Origin of the sequence: Zobellia sp. OII3, assembly GCF_002211465.1 — a bacterium.
In the GTDB taxonomy this organism is placed as follows: Bacteria; Bacteroidota; Bacteroidia; order Flavobacteriales; family Flavobacteriaceae; genus Zobellia; species Zobellia galactanivorans.
In genome coordinates, this window is the sequence record NZ_MWRZ01000002.1 from 276,415 (window position 1) to 292,623 (window position 16,209).

Annotated in this window: 12 protein-coding genes and 1 tRNA gene; 11 read left to right on the top strand and 2 right to left on the bottom strand. The window is 42.6% G+C overall.

Going from position 1 to position 16,209, the window contains the following annotated elements; all coding sequences use genetic code 11:
* Positions 1 to 17: 17 nt before the first annotated feature.
* From B4Q04_RS08290 to B4Q04_RS08335, 9 genes are all read left to right on the top strand, one after another.
* Positions 18 to 102, top strand: a tRNA-Ser gene (locus B4Q04_RS08290).
* A gap of 415 nt (positions 103 to 517) precedes the next feature.
* Positions 518 to 1,699 carry a putative Ig domain-containing protein gene (locus tag B4Q04_RS08300; RefSeq protein ID WP_123772347.1) on the top strand — a complete coding sequence of 394 codons (1,182 nt, stop codon included), beginning with the start codon at positions 518 to 520 and terminating at the stop codon, positions 1,697 to 1,699.
* 38 nt (positions 1,700 to 1,737) lie between these two features.
* Complete coding sequence (locus B4Q04_RS08305; RefSeq protein WP_013995409.1) at positions 1,738 to 2,319, top strand: Crp/Fnr family transcriptional regulator; 582 nt, start codon at positions 1,738 to 1,740, stop codon at positions 2,317 to 2,319.
* Between the two features lie 81 nt (positions 2,320 to 2,400).
* Positions 2,401 to 2,898, top strand: coding sequence for a GlcG/HbpS family heme-binding protein (locus B4Q04_RS08310; protein ID WP_013995410.1), 498 nt, complete (start codon positions 2,401 to 2,403; stop codon positions 2,896 to 2,898).
* 14 nt (positions 2,899 to 2,912) lie between these two features.
* Entirely contained in the window at positions 2,913 to 4,433 is a 1,521-nt protein-coding gene (locus B4Q04_RS08315; RefSeq protein WP_088696537.1) for a Dabb family protein, read from the top strand.
* A 93-nt stretch (positions 4,434 to 4,526) separates the two neighbouring features.
* A complete protein-coding gene (locus B4Q04_RS08320) occupies positions 4,527 to 4,991 on the top strand; it encodes a GNAT family N-acetyltransferase (protein ID WP_088696538.1) in 465 nt (154 codons plus the stop codon).
* Positions 4,992 to 5,182: 191 nt separating this feature from the next.
* Positions 5,183 to 5,581 (top strand): hypothetical protein, encoded by a 399-nt coding sequence (locus B4Q04_RS08325; protein WP_013995413.1) that lies wholly within the window; start codon positions 5,183 to 5,185, stop codon positions 5,579 to 5,581.
* 79 nt (positions 5,582 to 5,660) lie between these two features.
* Positions 5,661 to 9,992: a CusA/CzcA family heavy metal efflux RND transporter gene (locus tag B4Q04_RS08330; protein ID WP_088696539.1), complete on the top strand. Its 4,332-nt coding sequence runs from the start codon at positions 5,661 to 5,663 to the stop codon at positions 9,990 to 9,992.
* Positions 9,993 to 10,002: 10 nt separating this feature from the next.
* A complete protein-coding gene (locus B4Q04_RS08335; RefSeq protein WP_088696540.1) occupies positions 10,003 to 11,151 on the top strand; it encodes an efflux RND transporter periplasmic adaptor subunit in 1,149 nt (382 codons plus the stop codon).
* A 47-nt stretch (positions 11,152 to 11,198) separates the two neighbouring features.
* Here the strand turns inward: B4Q04_RS08335 and B4Q04_RS08340 are convergent, their stop codons facing one another.
* Both B4Q04_RS08340 and B4Q04_RS08345 read right to left on the bottom strand, forming a co-directional pair.
* On the bottom strand, positions 11,199 to 12,074 hold the full coding sequence (locus tag B4Q04_RS08340) for a YegJ family protein (RefSeq protein ID WP_088696541.1): 876 nt from the start codon (positions 12,072 to 12,074) through the stop codon (positions 11,199 to 11,201).
* A gap of 70 nt (positions 12,075 to 12,144) precedes the next feature.
* The gene (locus B4Q04_RS08345) at positions 12,145 to 12,543 is read right to left on the bottom strand and encodes a YchJ family protein (protein ID WP_013995417.1); all 399 of its coding nucleotides are present in this window, start codon (positions 12,541 to 12,543) and stop codon (positions 12,145 to 12,147) included.
* A gap of 176 nt (positions 12,544 to 12,719) precedes the next feature.
* Here B4Q04_RS08345 and B4Q04_RS08350 point away from each other — a divergent pair, with 176 nt between their 5' ends.
* Both B4Q04_RS08350 and B4Q04_RS08355 read left to right on the top strand, forming a co-directional pair.
* Complete coding sequence (locus B4Q04_RS08350) at positions 12,720 to 13,577, top strand: sugar phosphate isomerase/epimerase family protein (RefSeq protein WP_088696542.1); 858 nt, start codon at positions 12,720 to 12,722, stop codon at positions 13,575 to 13,577.
* A gap of 230 nt (positions 13,578 to 13,807) precedes the next feature.
* Positions 13,808 to 16,192, top strand: a complete 2,385-nt coding sequence (locus B4Q04_RS08355) for a TonB-dependent receptor (protein WP_013995419.1) — start codon at positions 13,808 to 13,810, stop codon at positions 16,190 to 16,192.
* Positions 16,193 to 16,209 lie beyond the last annotated feature (17 nt).

Genomic DNA, 16,209 nt, shown 5'->3' on the forward strand with positions numbered 1-16,209 from the left:
ACCTGATGAGGCACTCAGGAGAAATGGCAGAGTGGTCGAATGCGGCAGTCTTGAAAACTGTTGAGGGTCACACCTCCGGGGGTTCGAATCCCTCTTTCTCCGCAAGCAAGCAGTGGCTTGTAAAAATAAAATCCTATCAAGTTTTCTTGGTAGGATTTTTTATTTAGGGCCGGTTTGGTGATGTTGCTTTTGCTTCCTTGACCTGGATCATGACCAATTGTTGGATCATGACCAATTGACCTATCTATTATTACCTAGCCAATAATCAGAAGTGCTTTACCACATATCCAGATAAAATAAAAACAGGAATCCCGTAAGCTTTGTCTAAAAAGTAATAGAAAGCTTTTCCCAATCTTTTTTTACGCCCTATCCTTAAGGATAGTTTATTTTTAGGCCTTAGTAGATGCCCGTGAAAGACAAAAATGTGCTCCGATTTTTTCAACATTGATTGCGAATGCACATAATCTTAAAACAAAGGCCGAACATATATAACCGTTACAGCAAAAACGAAGCGCTAATGACTAAAATACTTCTGTCCTATATTTTTATTCTTGGCTTAATGGGCTGTGCGTCGCGAGAGGAGCCTGTCGATTATTTGAACCAAAACCTTCCTGGTGCTACTCCTGTTATCTTCGCGCCGGATATCGTTTCCCTCAAAGGTCGATTCGAGCACGGTATCTCGTTTACGCCCGATACACGACAATTGGCCTTTGGCACCTTAAACCCAAGCGATTTTAGTGGAAGCATATTCTATTCGGAAAAGATAAGTGGTAAGTGGACTACCCCTAAGATTTTTAAATCTTTGGAAAACAAAAGTGTATTCCTACCTTATTTCACACCCGATGGGGAATCCCTGCTTTACGCCCAAAGCATAGCGGATACGAACAACCTGTATGTCACCGATATTTGGAGAGTGAAACAGGAAAATGGCGGTTGGGGCGTACCTAAAAAAATGCATGTCCCTATTAACTCCACAAGCAGGGAAGCCAATGCTAGTATGACATATGACGGAAGCCTCTATTTTTCGTCGAATAGAAATTGTCAAGGAATCGAAAACTGCTCCACGGCAGATTTGTTCTATTCCACAATGGAGGACAAGACCTATCAAAGCGCGAAAGGAGTTTCCGAATTAAATTCGCCAAACGATGAAGAAAGTGTATTTATCTCTCCAAATGAAGATTATATCCTGTTTTGCAGATATACCGATGACAATTCTTTTGTGGACCTATACATCAGTTACCGCGACTACCATAAACAATGGACCCCGGCAGTAGCTCTTGATGCCCCAATAAATTCCAAAGATTGGGACCGCAGGCCCTTTGTAAGCATTGACAACAAATTTCTGTTTTTTACGCGTTTACAGATCGGGGAAAAGGGCCTGACCGAATCCGATATTTATTGGACCAATACGTCAAAGGTCTTTAAACCCTTTGTTTTTCACCCACTGGAAGATATCACGGTACCGCTTGGAGAAAAATTCACCTTGACCCTTCCATCGGATTATTTTAAAGATATTGATAACGGCAATTTGGTGTTGGACTGTAATCATGACCAATTCGATTGGTTGACATTCGATAATAAAAATATGACCCTATCGGGTGTGCCCGCCTATGAAGGCCATTTTGAATTGACATTTACGGCCGTGGACGAATTTATGAATCGCACTGAGGACAGCATAAGCATATCAGTTACGAAATAAGCGCTGTACAGGAAACATACGAACCCAAAGCACAAAGCATGATGAACGAACTATTAATCCAGAATATCGAAAAAAGCCTGCAACTTTCTAAACCGGAACTGGAGCAGCTTTGTAGTTATTTTGAACCAAAAGTTATTCAAAAAAAAGAGTTTTTATTGACTCAGGGCAGTGTTTGTAAGTTTGAAGGTTTTGTTTTGGAAGGGTGTTTCAGGGTATTTATCCTAGATAAAAAAGGAAAAGAAAATACCTTGTATTTCGCGATCAAGGATTGGTGGCTTATGGATATAGATAGCTTTATGAATCAGAACCCCTCCAATTTGAACATACAGGCATTGGAGGATAGCAAAATACTTCTCATCAACAGGAAAGATAAATTAACACTTTACGATACCATTCCCGCGACCGAGAAACTCTTCCGTATTATGTCGCAGAAAGCCATCGTAGCATGGCAACGCCGTTTGATTAACAACCATTGCCAAACAGCAAAGGAAAGATACCACGATTTTGCGGAGACCTATCCCAATATAGTGTCAAAACTGACAGACAAACAAATAGCAAGCTACTTAGGCATTACCCATGAGTTTTTGAGTAAAATTAAAAAATCGTCCAAAGGCCTATAAAATTTCAATAGAGTTGAACTTGTTCAACTTTTTTTCTAGAATAGTTCATAATTTTTGCAGGATACAATTATAAATAGGATTATGGACTTACGAAAACACTTCAAAATAGGTATCGCTACGCTTGCATTACTATTGTTAACAGGGAAAGGACAGGCACAGATGGCCAAAGATATTACACACGACCAAGCCCATACAGCCCTTTTGGCCGCAAAGAAAAAAGCAGAGGAATCGAAGGTCTGCGTCAATATTGCCGTAGTCGATGCCGGAGCCAACCTAAAAGCCTTTATACGAATGGATGAGTCTTTTCTCGGAAGTATTGATGTTGCCATAAAAAAGGCAAAAACAGCCCGATATTTCAACATTGATACCGGAAAATTAGGGGAGTTGACACAACCAGGGGGCATCATTTATAACATAGAACACTCTAACGGAGGTTTGATTACTTTTCCGGGAGGCATACCCATCAAAAATCAAGAGGGCCAAATCATTGGGGCGATAGGTGTAAGTGGCGGTACCATAGACGAAGACCGTACTATTGCCATGGCCGGAGCAAGCTCGATTATAGATGGATCAAATTAGAAAAGCATAAGATTATGAATTGCATAAAAAAAGTCGTTCTCGCCATAGTTTTGGTTTTCTCCCAAGTAGGCATGGCCCAAGTATCCGAAGAACTAATGCTTTACCGAAAAGACTTTAAAAGTATATCGGGAAACAATACGGTTTCGGTAACGAGCTATGAAAAAGGGGGCGCTAACTACGTATTTGCCGGAGGTGTTGGAAATATAGATGTCTATAGCCTAAGCAAAGAAGGCATACTTACCCCGATAAGCAATCATGAACTCTACCGGAAAGAAGGACCGGCAAGGGGCATGGTGGCCGATAACATTAATGGCACCGACTTTCTCTTTGTAGCCAACAAACACGGAAACGTAATCGAGACTTTTGAAATTTTGAACAACGGTTCCCTTAAAAGGGTGGCCTTAGTTGAAGATACGGAGGAGACCTATCTAGGAACGGCCATTACTTTAGAGGTTATTCATATGAACAAATCGTCATACCTATTTATTGGCGGACTAGAGGAAACACCTGGCTTAAGCAGTTTCAAAATTCAGAACGACGGAAAATTGACCCATGTACAGTCTATGAATGACGATGATACCATTCATACCGATGGTGTCATAGGAATGTTCACCCATAAAATCAAGGGGAAAACCTTTCTATATACAAGTGGATTTCAAGATAATGGGGTGAGTAGTTTTAGGGTGTATGAAGATGGTAGGTTTAAAAACATCAACAATATAAGCGACAATACAACCGATAGATTCCTAACCGGGGCCTACCCGGTGACCGGTGTCACATTGGGCAACAACAATTATGTGATTGTAGGTCACAGACACCATAAGTACTACAAGAGAGGGGGCTTTATAAAAAGACCGGATTTCGTTTATCACGGCGATGGGGTAAGTGTTTTTAAAGTGAACAAAAAAGGCGGGCTCGAGCCTCATTTTGTCCTAAAGGATGATGACACTACCAAATTGCAGGGGCAAACTAGAATTGAAGTGGTTTCAATAGATAATAATGAAGCTATTTTGGCGGTCGGAACCAGGGATGATGCTAGTATACAACTGTGTAAACTCAATGAAGAAGGCATACTATCACCCATAAATTATTTGGAAACAGGTTTTTCCATCTATTACGGTTTAAGGTCCCATACGATAGAAGGAAGCCATTTTCTTATTGCCGGTTCTTTCCGATTTGATTTAAAAAAGATAGCCACCTACAAAGTTTCCCCGAAAATCAATAGGGAGGGCAAAGTTTTAAGACATATGGTCAGCCTGAAATACAAAGAGGAAGCTACCGATGAACAGGTAGCGGAAGCAGTCAGAGCTTTTGTTGATTTGGGTAAAGACATTCCTGAAATTGCCGATATAGAGTGGGGGATAAATGATAGCGCCGAAGGGAACAGCAAAGGTTTGACCCATTGCTTTACCCTGACCTTCAATGATGAGCATGCTAGGGAAATCTACCTTTTCCATAAAGCGCATTTAGATTTGGTAAGCCAGATAGGACCTATAATTGCCGATGTTTTGGTATTGGATTATTGGACCGATTAGTATGGGCCCTTTTTATAAACCCATATTTTAAAAGGAAAATTTTTTAACTTGTTCATTCTTAATTCCAATGATTCGTTTTCCTAAAGATTTGCAATGCAGATAAAAAGAATAACAAGTTCCGAACTTAGTTTGGTCGTCAAGCTCTTCGATAAATATCGGGTATTTTACGAGCAAGCATCGGACCTTCCATTGGCCCATGACTTTTTACAGTCGCGAATGGAGCATAATGAGTCCATAATCTTCGTGGCATTAACCGAGAAGGACGGAGAAATAATCCCTGTTGGCTTTACGCAACTTTATCCTAAATTTTCATCCGTACGTGCGGTAAAAAATTGGATACTCAACGACCTGTTTGTCGAGGCAAAATACAGAAAACAAGGGATAGGGGAAGCCCTGATCAAGACGGCCATGGAATTTGCCCAAAGCAAAGGCGCAAAATTTGTTGAACTTTCAACGGCCGTCGACAATTTTACGGCACAAGGTCTGTATGAAAGCCTAGGGTTTAAAAAACTAAAACCCGACGCAGGCTTCATCGATTATCGGATCGAGGTAGCTTAGCGCTTCATAGGCCAAGGCACTCAATAAGCCATTAAAATTTATACCAGCGGGGCTGTACTAGAGAATAGTGTTTTAGTTCGATATATTCAAGGGATTCAAACCCAAAAATGATAACGTAGACAGATTCTATATTAGCGAAGAATTGATTTCTCCGGGATGAAGCAAACCCACAAATCACTACCTTTATACTCGTGAGTAGACTCGTTTCCATATCACTATCATTTGTTATTCTATTGCAAAGCTTTGGAATAAGTCTCTATGATATTTCCCAAATAGACAAATTTATAGAGCACGCCCAATTTCATAGTGAGCAATATGGAGATAATGTTTTTGTGTTCATTTCAAAACATTATGGGGAGTTAAAAGCAATTCATAACGAAGAGCATCAAGAAGAAAAAGAGGATCATGAGCAGTTGCCGTTTCAACAGCAATCACACTTTTCATCCCTTACGGCCCTCGTCTTAAACTCCCAAAAAGAAGATTTTAAAACGGTTGAAATTCCGGAATATAAATCGCATAATTTCTTTTATCAGGCACCCTCCTCCTCACTTCATTCAGAGGGAATCCTTCAGCCGCCCCGGCATTCATAAAATAATCGCGTTCATTTTTTTTAAGGTCCGTTCACTCTGGTGAATCAACGGACGACTAACGTTTATTATTTCATAAAAAATGCTATCATATATCATTAATTTCAGCATAAGGAACAAGCTGATCGTTCTATTGTTTACAAGCTTTATTATAGGTTTTGGCTTGTACTCCTTGACCCAAATACCTATTGGTGCGGTACCCGATGTCACCAATAATCAGGTGCAGGTCATTACTACGTCTCGCAACCTTTCGACCCAAGATATCGAACAGTTTATAACCTATCCTATTGAGTTGGAAATGGCAAATTTACCGGGGGTACAAGAAATCCGGTCCATTTCTAAATTCGGATTGTCCGTAGTCACCATTGTCTTTGACGACGATTTGGGCACTTATTTGCCACGTCAACTAATTGCGGAAAAAATCAAATCGGCATCGGAAAAAATCCCCGACGGTTTTGGAGTTCCTGAAATGGGGCCGATAACTACAGGGCTTGGCGAGATCTACCAATACATTCTTGACGTAAAGCCCGAGTTTAAGGATCGTTACAGCATAGAAGACTTGCGTACCATTCAAGATTGGGTGGTCAAACGACAACTTTCAGGGATCCCCGGTGTGGTTGAAGTCAATACTTGGGGCGGTTTCCTTAAGCAATACGAGGTAGCGATCAATACAGAAAAATTAAATGCCATGAACATCACCGCCCAAGAGGTGTTCAATGCCTTGGAGGCAAACAATAGTGTCACTGGAGGCGGGTATATAGAAAAGGTGAATCAAGCCTATTTTATTCGAGGGGAAGGCTTGATAACGTCTTTGGACGACATTGGACATATTGTGGTGAAAAACGAGGGAGACTTACCGATTTATATCAAAGATGTCGCCAGCGTAGGCTTTGGAAGTGCCACGCGATTCGGTGCCATTACCGGTAATGGTCAAGGTGAAAAGGTTTTGGGGCAGGTAATGATGTTGAAGGACGCCAATTCAAAAAAAGTAATCGAGGCGGTAAAGGAGCGCGTGGCCTCCATTTCAAAATCACTCCCGGAAGGCGTGTATATCAACGCTTTTCTAGACCGTAGCGAACTTATAGCTAAAACCACCTTTACCGTATCGGAGAACCTGATTCTAGGATGTTTGATCGTAATCTTCGTGGTGGTCCTCTTATTGGGGAACTTCCGTTCGGGACTGGTCGTTGCCTCGGTAATCCCCCTTTGTCTTCTTTTTGCGCTATCGCTTATGTATGTTTTTGGTGTGGACGCCAATTTAATGAGCCTAGGTGCCATTGACTTTGGAATTATCATTGATGGTGCGGTGATTATAGTGGAGTTCATCGCCTTTCAGATCACCCGGAAAAAAGATGAGATTATCGCCGTTTCAAGAGTCGAGCAACAACGGATAAAGGATAGAATTACGGTTACAGGAGCTTCAAAAATGATGAATTCCGCCATTTTTGGGCAGTTGATCATTTTGATCGTATTCATCCCTATTCTTTCCCTATCCGGAGTGGAGGGGAAAATGTTCAAACCAATGGCCCTGACCTTTAGCTTTGCCCTTATAGGTGCCATGTTACTGTGCTTTACCTATGTACCCGTAGCGGCCTCCTTGTTTTTAAAACCCTCTACCGTATCCGACAAGAACATCTCCGTACGTATTATGAAATGGTTGAGGGCCAAATATGAACCGATTATTCACTGGGCCCTTCACAGCAGGCCTATTGTTTTAGGAATAGCAGCTTTGCTCTTAGCGGTGTCAGTGTTTCTATATTCCAATATGGGAGGCGAATTTGTACCTACCTTGGATGAGGGTGATTTTGTTATCCAACCGGTATTAAAGACTGGAACGTCTTTAAGTAACACGGTAAAAATCACAACGGAAATAGAGAAGATTTTATTGGATAAATTTCCGGAGGTGAAACAGGTTGTAACCCGTATTGGCGCCGCGGAAGTACCTACCGACCCCATGTCTATGGAAGAAAGCGATGTTATTATTGTACTGAAACCAAAAAGGGAGTGGACTTCGGCCGATTCCAAAGACGAGTTGGCCGATAGGTTTAAGGAAGCCCTTGCCGTCATACCCGGAATGGAAGTAGAATTTACCCAGCCCATTGAGATGCGGTTTAACGAACTTATTACCGGGGTCCGTGCCGATATAGCCATTAAGATATTTGGGGACGATCTTGATATTTTGGCCCAAAAAGGAAACGAAATAGGTGCACTGATCGAAAAGGTAGATGGGGCTGCCGATATTTCGGTAGAGAAAATTGCCGGCCTGCCCGAAATGAACGTAAAGTTCAACCGGGCCAAAATTGCTCGGTACGGACTCAACATCCAAGAGGTGAACGACATGGTTTCCATGGGCTTTGCCGGCCGTAGTGCAGGAAACGTTTTTGAAGGGGAACGCCGTTTTGACCTTGTTGTTCGATTGGACAAAAACTTGCGGCAAGATATCGATAACCTAAAAAATCTTTATATCGATGTGCCTAGGGGAGGTAAAGTTCCTTTGAGTGAATTGGCGGATATCACCTATCAAAAGGGGGCGGCCAAAATATCACGTGACGACACCAAACGCAGGATCGTAGTGGGGGTCAATGTGCGTAATCGCGATTTACAATCGGTGGTAGACGATGTACAGCGCTTGATCAACGAGAACATAAGCCTACCTGTTGGGTATACGATTGCCTACGGAGGCCAATTCGAGAACCTCCAAAGTGCAAAATCGAGGTTGTTGGTTGCCGTGCCCATTGCCCTTATCCTGATTTTTATCTTGCTCTATTTTGCTTTTAGCTCGGTCAAAGAAGCCCTGATGATCTATTCGGCCATACCTCTGGCAGCGGTGGGCGGTGTACTCTTACTATGGTTAAGGGGTTTACCTTTCAGTATATCCGCAGGGGTCGGTTTTATCGCCTTGTTCGGAATTGCCGTACTCAACGGTATCGTGTTGATCGAGCATTTTAAAGAATTGGAAAAGGAAGGAGGCTTCAGTGATATCAATGAACTGATCAAACATGGCGCCATAGACCGATTGCGAGCGGTATTGCTCACGGCAATGGCCGCGGCACTGGGCTTCTTGCCCATGGCGATTTCAACGAATGCCGGGGCCGAAGTGCAGCGGCCATTGGCCACGGTAGTTATTGGAGGATTGATTACCGCCACCCTTTTGACCTTAGTGGTTTTACCGGTACTGTATGCCTATTTCCACTCCTTGAAAGAAAAAGCCAAACCAAACGCCAATCAGCTCATGGGCTTACTAATGCTTTTTGGCTTGATGACCCTACCCGCCCATGCACAGCAAGCCCCAATGGATCTTGAAAATTTGATTACAACGGCCGTTGAAAATAACGCAGGCCTCAATGCGAATAGGCTAGAGGTAGAGCAATCCCATGCCTTAATCAACAGTGCATTTAGCTTTGATAAGACCCAAGTGTATTACGAGTTTGACGAAAATAACTTGGCTGCGAACAATGAAGCCTTACGCGTCTATGGCGTGCAACAAGACTTTCGGTTTCCAACCGTATATTTTTCCGAAAGGAAAGTGAACAAGGCCAACCACAACTTGGCAACGAGTTCCTTTGACATCAAGAAAAAGGCCTTGGAACGAAAGGTCACGGCAGCTTATTATACTTATCAAATCGCCCGAGAGAAAGAGCAAGTGTTAAGAACACTTGACAGTCTCTATTCCAACTTTTCCCATATGGCGGCGAGACGTTTTGAATTGGGCGAGACCAATTACCTGGAAAAAATCACGGCTGCCTCTAAGCAAAAACAAATCAATATAAAGTATCTCGAGTCACAACAGAACGTAAGCAGGGCCTATGTTGACTTAACGAAAACGGTGCAATCGGAAAACCCGTTGAAGATAGCAAATGCACGGGAGCTAAAAGTGGGACTTAAAACTGTGGATCTTGAAGGAAGTTCGGAAATGGAATTTTACCAAAATAGGATAGCCTTATTTCAAGTACAGCGTAAGTTGGAGAAACAACGGCTCTTGCCCGACATTAGCCTGAACTACTTTCAGGGAACGAATTCGGGGCTGAACAGTAATCTGTACGGCTATCAATTGGGGGTAAAGATTCCTCTTTTGTTCGGAGGGCAAGCTTCTAAAATAAAGGCCGCAGGCATTGCCGAAGCGATAGCTTCGGAAGAATTCAATGAATATGAAATTCAACTTACGGCCAAGTATAGGGCATTAAAGGACCAGATGGACCAGTTGTCGCAGGCACTTACTTACTACGAAGAGGAAGGGTCCGCCTTATCCGATGAAATTTTAAAAACGGCCAATGGTAGCTTCAAAAACGGCGAAGTCGATTTTTACCAGTATATACAGAGTTTGGAAAGTGCTTATGAAGTAAAACTGGATTATCTGGACAAACTCGAAGAGTACAACGGCATCGTTATCGCCATAAATTACTTAACCCTTTAATATTAGCATTATGCAACGCACTATATACAACATCACAACATTAAGCTTGTTTATGATCCTTCTGGGCTGTGGCAGTAAAGCCTCGGAAGATAACTCGGCCGCAGACCAGAACACCCAAAAGATAGACCATAGGCTCTTTGTTTCCAAGGCCCAATTTGAACGCAGTGAGATGGCCTTGGGCCATATAGAGGTAAAATCCTTTCCCATAACCATACAGAGTTCGGGAACGATAGATGTACCCCCTGAAAACAGGGCATCGGTCAGTGCTACTATGGGCGGATACATCAAGACCGTGCCCTTATTGATAGGGGATAAGGTTCGTAAAGGACAAGTTTTGCTAACCCTTGAAAACCCCGATTTTATCAGGTTGCAGCAAGATTATATGGAGGTCAACGAAAAATTGGCCTTTTTAAAGTCGGAATACGAACGACAAAAAACGATGATGGCAGAGCATATTACGTCCCAAAAAAGTTTTTTACAAGCCGAGAGCACCTACAAAACCGCTTTGGCAACATACAATGGCCTTCGTAAGCAACTAACACTTCTGAATATTTCCCCTTCCCAGGTCGAAAGTGGAAATATAAGTTCAATAGTAAGTATTTATGCCCCGATTTCAGGGAGTATTACCAAGGTAAACGTGAGTCGTGGCACCTACGTGTCCCCGGCCTCATCAATCATGGAAATCATAAACAATGACCATATCCACCTAGAATTATCGGTCTTTGAAAAAGATATCATGAAATTAAAAAAAGGGCAGGAAATCAATTTTAAGGTCCCTGAATCTTCCACCGATGTTTTTGAGGCAGAAGTTCACTTAATCGGTACGGCCATAGAAGACAATCGCACCATCAAGGTACACGGACATCTTAAAAATGAAGAACAGGCGCATTTCTTACCGGGAATGTTCGTAGAGGCCGAAATCATTACGGATACGACCGAAGTCCTCGCCATAACCGAAACGGCTGTTGTAGCCATCGAGAATGCGCATTCACTCCTAAAGCTAAACGAGACAACGGAGGATGGTTATTATTTTGACCAGGTTTCGGTAAAGACCGGTTCTACATACAATGGGGAAGTAGCTCTAGCCGATACGCAAGGTGTTACTACCAAAGATACGGTATTGACTAAAGGAGCCTTTCACCTTTTGGGTGGTGACTGATTTGATAAATCATAAAATGCAATGAACTGAAGGTTGAATAAATCCGCTTATTCTTCGAGTCCCAAAACTTTCCATTGGCCATCTATCTTGTAGGTGTTGAGCCTTTGTCTGGATAGCCCGCCATCGGGGTAGCGACAGATTTCGGTGACGATGCAATGTTCGTCGGATAGGTTTTGTCTTTGAAAGGCTCTTTTAATGCCGTTGAACTTGGGCATTCCGTTTTCTTGCATGTTTTTTATAAAGGAAAGCCTAAGTACTTCGGCAGTGTTTTGGATAAGTTCTTCATCAATCTCGATTTGTACGCTTTTCTTGAGGAGGAACTCGGCTTCTTTTCTAAAATCCTTACAGTTTAATGATTTTTCCAGGTCGTCTTGGTCATAAGCTTCCTCTAAGGCCAATATGGCGCCTTCGGGTGTGTCGTGGTCGGGGAGAAAATGGTCTTCCCCTTCATCTATGACTATTCCACCAAGGCTTTTATCAAAATTTTGAAGGGCATCACCCGTTAATCCTTCCCTAATAGCCCTTAAAGTGTAGCCTCCGATCAACCTCCCATTTTCTACGATCATCCAATCGGAAACATGGTCAAAAGCGATTCCTATATTTTCGTCAAGGCTTACATTTTTAACATCGATAGGCTCATTGCCGACCCGACCGTAAACATTCCCCTCAAGGTCAAAATTGGGTTCTAAAAGCCATATGTGTTCTACATTGCTCCCGTCTTCTATTCGGGCTTTAACGGAAAAGTAGGCCTGTCCTTCCTTGGGGTTTTCCGTGCAGGTTTTAAAATAATGGAAGGTTAATCTGGCCTTTTCCATTGCCCAATTCATCCTTTCATCTTCATTGGGCATATCGTAAACATCTGGGTTTCCCCTACGTTTCCTGATGTTCTGTTTTCTGCCGAATATTTTCTTTATGATGCCCATAGTAGGATTTTTTAATAGTTAATACAGTTGTTTTTAATAGAAGCTCATTTCGAAATATGTGTTTCAAACCTTATAAATTTCTATGGACGCCATCAACATATACCCAATGACCATTTTCTTTGCTAAAGTTCGATTTTTCATATATAACGCCCATTTGACCGTTTTCCATATAATAGGCCTTGAATTCTACGGTGCCCGAACTATCGGTTTCGCTTCCTTCGGAAGTATATAAGACCTCAAGTTTTAACCAGTTTACCGCCTTGGCCCAGGTCTTTATCCTACGTTTTTCAATTTTGTTTGGTCGGGTAGTGCTGTGGTGGCTTTTTTGTAGATAATCGATGTCCCCTAAAACAAAGGCACTATAACGGGAACGCATTAGAGCCTCGGCCGTGGCTACGCTACGAATATCCGTATGGGCTTTTTTACAGCAGTCGCTATAGTTCACTTGAGGGTTGCAAGGACATGGCATACGAAGAGATTTAAGACTTAAAACTACATATTTCGAAGAGCTTGTAAAAATTATATTCGACCTATGTAGGTGAATTTCCGTTTTTCTAAACCAGAGGTGCCGTATTTTAAGATTATGGCCAGATAATTTTTAATCAGATATAGTATCTTAGCTTATTACAGAAAACTCAACGACAAATGAAAACATTTAAAGTACTATGTATGTGCCTACTAATGGCAAGCAGCTCATTTATCAACGCCCAAGACAGTTACGGGGGCCTCGCTCTATATACCCTAAGGGATGACATGGCTTCCGATGTGGAGAGCACCTTGAGAGCGGTAGCCGATGCCGGTTACAAGTATATTGAAGCGGCAGGATATGAGGACGGAAAGTTCTACGGAATGACGCCATTGGAATTTAAAAAGAAGTTAAAAGAACTAGGCTTGAAGCCCATAAGCAGTCATCAGGGAAGTGTGACCCTTGAAAATGCCGATGCCATGATAATCGATGTAAAAACAGCCGGGTTTAAGTACTTTGTGGTTCCCGTACCCCCGATGGGACTCTTTACGGTTGACGAGGAAACCATGACAATGGGTATGACGGGAGGTGCCGAGAATTTGGCGGGAATTTTAGATATACTGGGTGAAAAATGCAAGAAAGCGGGACTCAAGTTGTTGTACCACAATCATGACTTTGAATTTGAGAAGGATGAAAATGGGGTAGTGGTCATCGATTATCTTTTAGAACACTGCAATCCGAAATGGGTCAATTTTCAAATGGACTTATTTTGGGTGACCAAAGCAGGTGCCGATCCTATAGCCTATTTCAAAAAATATCCGAAGCGATTTAAGATATGGCATGTAAAAGACATGAACGAAGACGGTTGGTTCGCACCGGTAGGTACGGGAAGTATCGATTTTGCCCGAATCTTAAAAGAGAAGAAATTATCCGGTATGAAATACTATATGGTGGAACAGGATAAAACCTATAAAACAACACCATTGGAAGCCATTAAGATAAGTAGAAAAGGACTCGAAAAATACGGGTTTCATTAAGTAATATAGATTACTAAATAAAAAACCACCGTCATGCAAGGGTGGTTTTTTTATGCCTTATATCAAGGGTTTGGCCCGCTTTTAAATGTTAAAGTTTAATATTTATGATTTGTATATCAACAAGTTAATTATCTCTATTTAGATTTAGTATAAATAATTTGGATGTTTTGCAATGTCGCTATATTTTTGCGTCGAATTTAACTATTTGTAACAAGTCTAAATAAAAACCAATGAGATTTTCTCTACTATTCCTCCTTGGATTCAGCTTTTTTTGGGGGCATGCACAAGAAGCACAGTATAGCATTAACGGAAGGGTAACGAGCAATGACGGAGAGCCAGTGGCCTATGCCCATGTTGCCATACTGAAAGCCAAGAACGGAGCGGCTGCAAACGAAAATGGGGAATATAAAATTACCGGGGTGGTACCTGGCTCCTACGAATTACAGGTCAGTGCCGTTGGGTTTAAAACCATAAAAAAAGCGGTAAACCTTAGCGATAGAGATATTACGGTCGACTTTTCCGTTCGTATGGATACCGAGCTTGAAGAAGTAGAAGTATTCGGTTCGCGTTATGAACATCCTGACAAAATAGAGGCCTTGACCCGTTTGCCATTGGCCACCTATGAGCAGATCCAAAGTATCTCGGTAATTTCTGAAAAAGTCATCGAAGACCAAGGTACCCTTACCATTGCCGATGCTACCAAAAACGTACCGGGGGTATATTCCTTTGCTACTTATGGAAATCGTAGCGAAAGTATGTCTTCACGAGGGTTTAGGGGCATTCCTATTTTAAAGAACGGGGTACGTGTGCATTCCGATTTTAGGGGTACGGGTATTCTTACCGATATGCAAGGGGTTGACAACATTCAAGTCCTAAAAGGGGCAGCTTCCATTACCCAGGGCGTCGCCACCGATTTGGGTAGTCCTGGTGGAGTCATCAATATCGTTACCAAAACTCCCAAGTATCAATTTGGCGGTCAAGCCTCTTTTAGAGGGGGGAGCTTCGGGCAGACCCGTCCCACATTCGATGTTTACGGACCATTGACCGAAAAGCAAAACACCGCCTTTCGAATCAACGGGGCCTTGGAACAAGCCGATAGCTATCGCGCCGGGGTTTCTTCCCAACGTTTTTACATTAACCCTTCCTTTGAATGGCGTATCGACGAGGGAACCACATTGACCATGGAAATGGATTATTTTGATGACAGTAGGACTCCCGATCCAGGTACGGTAAATTTGGCAGAAAACGACACCAATGCCATATATGACCTTCCCCATAGTCAGTTTTTAGGCTATAAAAATGATAAAAGCCTTACCCAGAACCTGAATTATTCCGCTCGCTTTAAAAAGACGCTCTCCGATAAATTGAGCTTGAATGCGGCTTATTTCGCCTCGAGTTTGGATCTAGATCTTAAAAATGCCAGTTTAGGAGGCGCCATTACCGACGGGGAAGGCAACACGGTTTACAATCTAAGGACGCGAGGGTATGCTATATCTACCAGGGAAGATAAAAACAGTGTGCTTCAAATAGACCTTATCGGTGACGATATGCAAACAGGTTCTATCGGACACACCTTTCAGGTAGGTATGGATTATAGAACTTCTAAGTACAACACCTCTAGCAGTAGTGTAGCCGTGCTGGACACCTTGGACGTTTTCTCTACCATATCGAATCAACTGCCCGACGACCTTGGTCTAAGCGACCCAAGTACGGCCGGATCCGAGTCTAGGTCCATAGGCTTTGTGGCCCAAGACGTTATTACCTTCAACTCTTGGTTAAAATCGTTTTTAGGCTTCCGTTACAGTACTACGGAAACCAGTACCGAGACCGAAACTACGGATAGCGATGCCTTCAATCCCCTTGGTGGTATTATTGTTTCGCCTATGGAGAACCTTAACGTGTTCGCTTCCTACACCAATAGCTCCTACCCAAGAACAGGTACCCGTTTAGGGGAAGACGGTAAGGAATTGGGTAACGAGCGTTTTGATCAGTTCGAAGCCGGTATTAAGACCAACTGGCTCGATAGCCGCTTGCGCTTTAACCTGACCTATTTCAAAATCAACAATAAGAACATTAATCTTCCCGTATATGACGAGAACTGGATCGCTACCGGATTCTATCAAAAAGGAGGAAACGACCAAAGACAAGGGGTAGAAGTAGAACTTACCGGGCGTATACTTGAAAACTTCGAAGTCATAACCGGATATTCGTACATCGATGCCCAATATAAAGAACACACTTCCTATGTGTATGGTTCCGCACCCTTGAATACGCCTAAGCATACGTTTAACGTGTACGGTAATTACGCCTTTAGAAACAGCTTGAAAGGCTTGTCAATAGGAGCCGGCGCCTATTATACGGGTGAACGGCCGATCAATGATTGGAGTGCCGGAGCCGTAACCCACGAGGGTATCGTTCCTGGCCAAAAACCTTTTGATGTTGAGGCCTATACCTTGGTGAACGCACAAGTCGCCTACCGAATTAACGAAAACTGGGGCGTGCGTGTCTTGATGAACAACATTTTTGATGAAATCGGTTACAATGCCTACCGTACCCGATATATCAATCAAACCGACCCTAGAAGTTTCTATGGGATGATTACTTATAAGTTTTAGAATCAATTAGGGTGCCG

Excerpts from the sequence above, each read along its gene's own strand:
- B4Q04_RS08300 (WP_123772347.1), top strand. The coding sequence starts at position 518 with ATGACTAAAATACTTCTGTCCTATATTTTTATTCTTGGCTTAATGGGC.
- B4Q04_RS08335 (WP_088696540.1), top strand. The coding sequence starts at position 10,003 with ATGCAACGCACTATATACAACATCACAACATTAAGCTTGTTTATGATC.
- B4Q04_RS08345 (WP_013995417.1), bottom strand. The coding sequence starts at position 12,543 with ATGCCATGTCCTTGCAACCCTCAAGTGAACTATAGCGACTGCTGTAAA.
- B4Q04_RS08340 (WP_088696541.1), bottom strand. The coding sequence starts at position 12,074 with ATGGGCATCATAAAGAAAATATTCGGCAGAAAACAGAACATCAGGAAA.
- B4Q04_RS08315 (WP_088696537.1), top strand. The coding sequence starts at position 2,913 with ATGAATTGCATAAAAAAAGTCGTTCTCGCCATAGTTTTGGTTTTCTCC.
- B4Q04_RS08310 (WP_013995410.1), top strand. The coding sequence starts at position 2,401 with ATGGACTTACGAAAACACTTCAAAATAGGTATCGCTACGCTTGCATTA.
- B4Q04_RS08320 (WP_088696538.1), top strand. The coding sequence starts at position 4,527 with ATGCAGATAAAAAGAATAACAAGTTCCGAACTTAGTTTGGTCGTCAAG.
- B4Q04_RS08350 (WP_088696542.1), top strand. The coding sequence starts at position 12,720 with ATGAAAACATTTAAAGTACTATGTATGTGCCTACTAATGGCAAGCAGC.
- B4Q04_RS08355 (WP_013995419.1), top strand. The coding sequence starts at position 13,808 with ATGAGATTTTCTCTACTATTCCTCCTTGGATTCAGCTTTTTTTGGGGG.
- B4Q04_RS08330 (WP_088696539.1), top strand. The coding sequence starts at position 5,661 with ATGCTATCATATATCATTAATTTCAGCATAAGGAACAAGCTGATCGTT.
- B4Q04_RS08305 (WP_013995409.1), top strand. The coding sequence starts at position 1,738 with ATGATGAACGAACTATTAATCCAGAATATCGAAAAAAGCCTGCAACTT.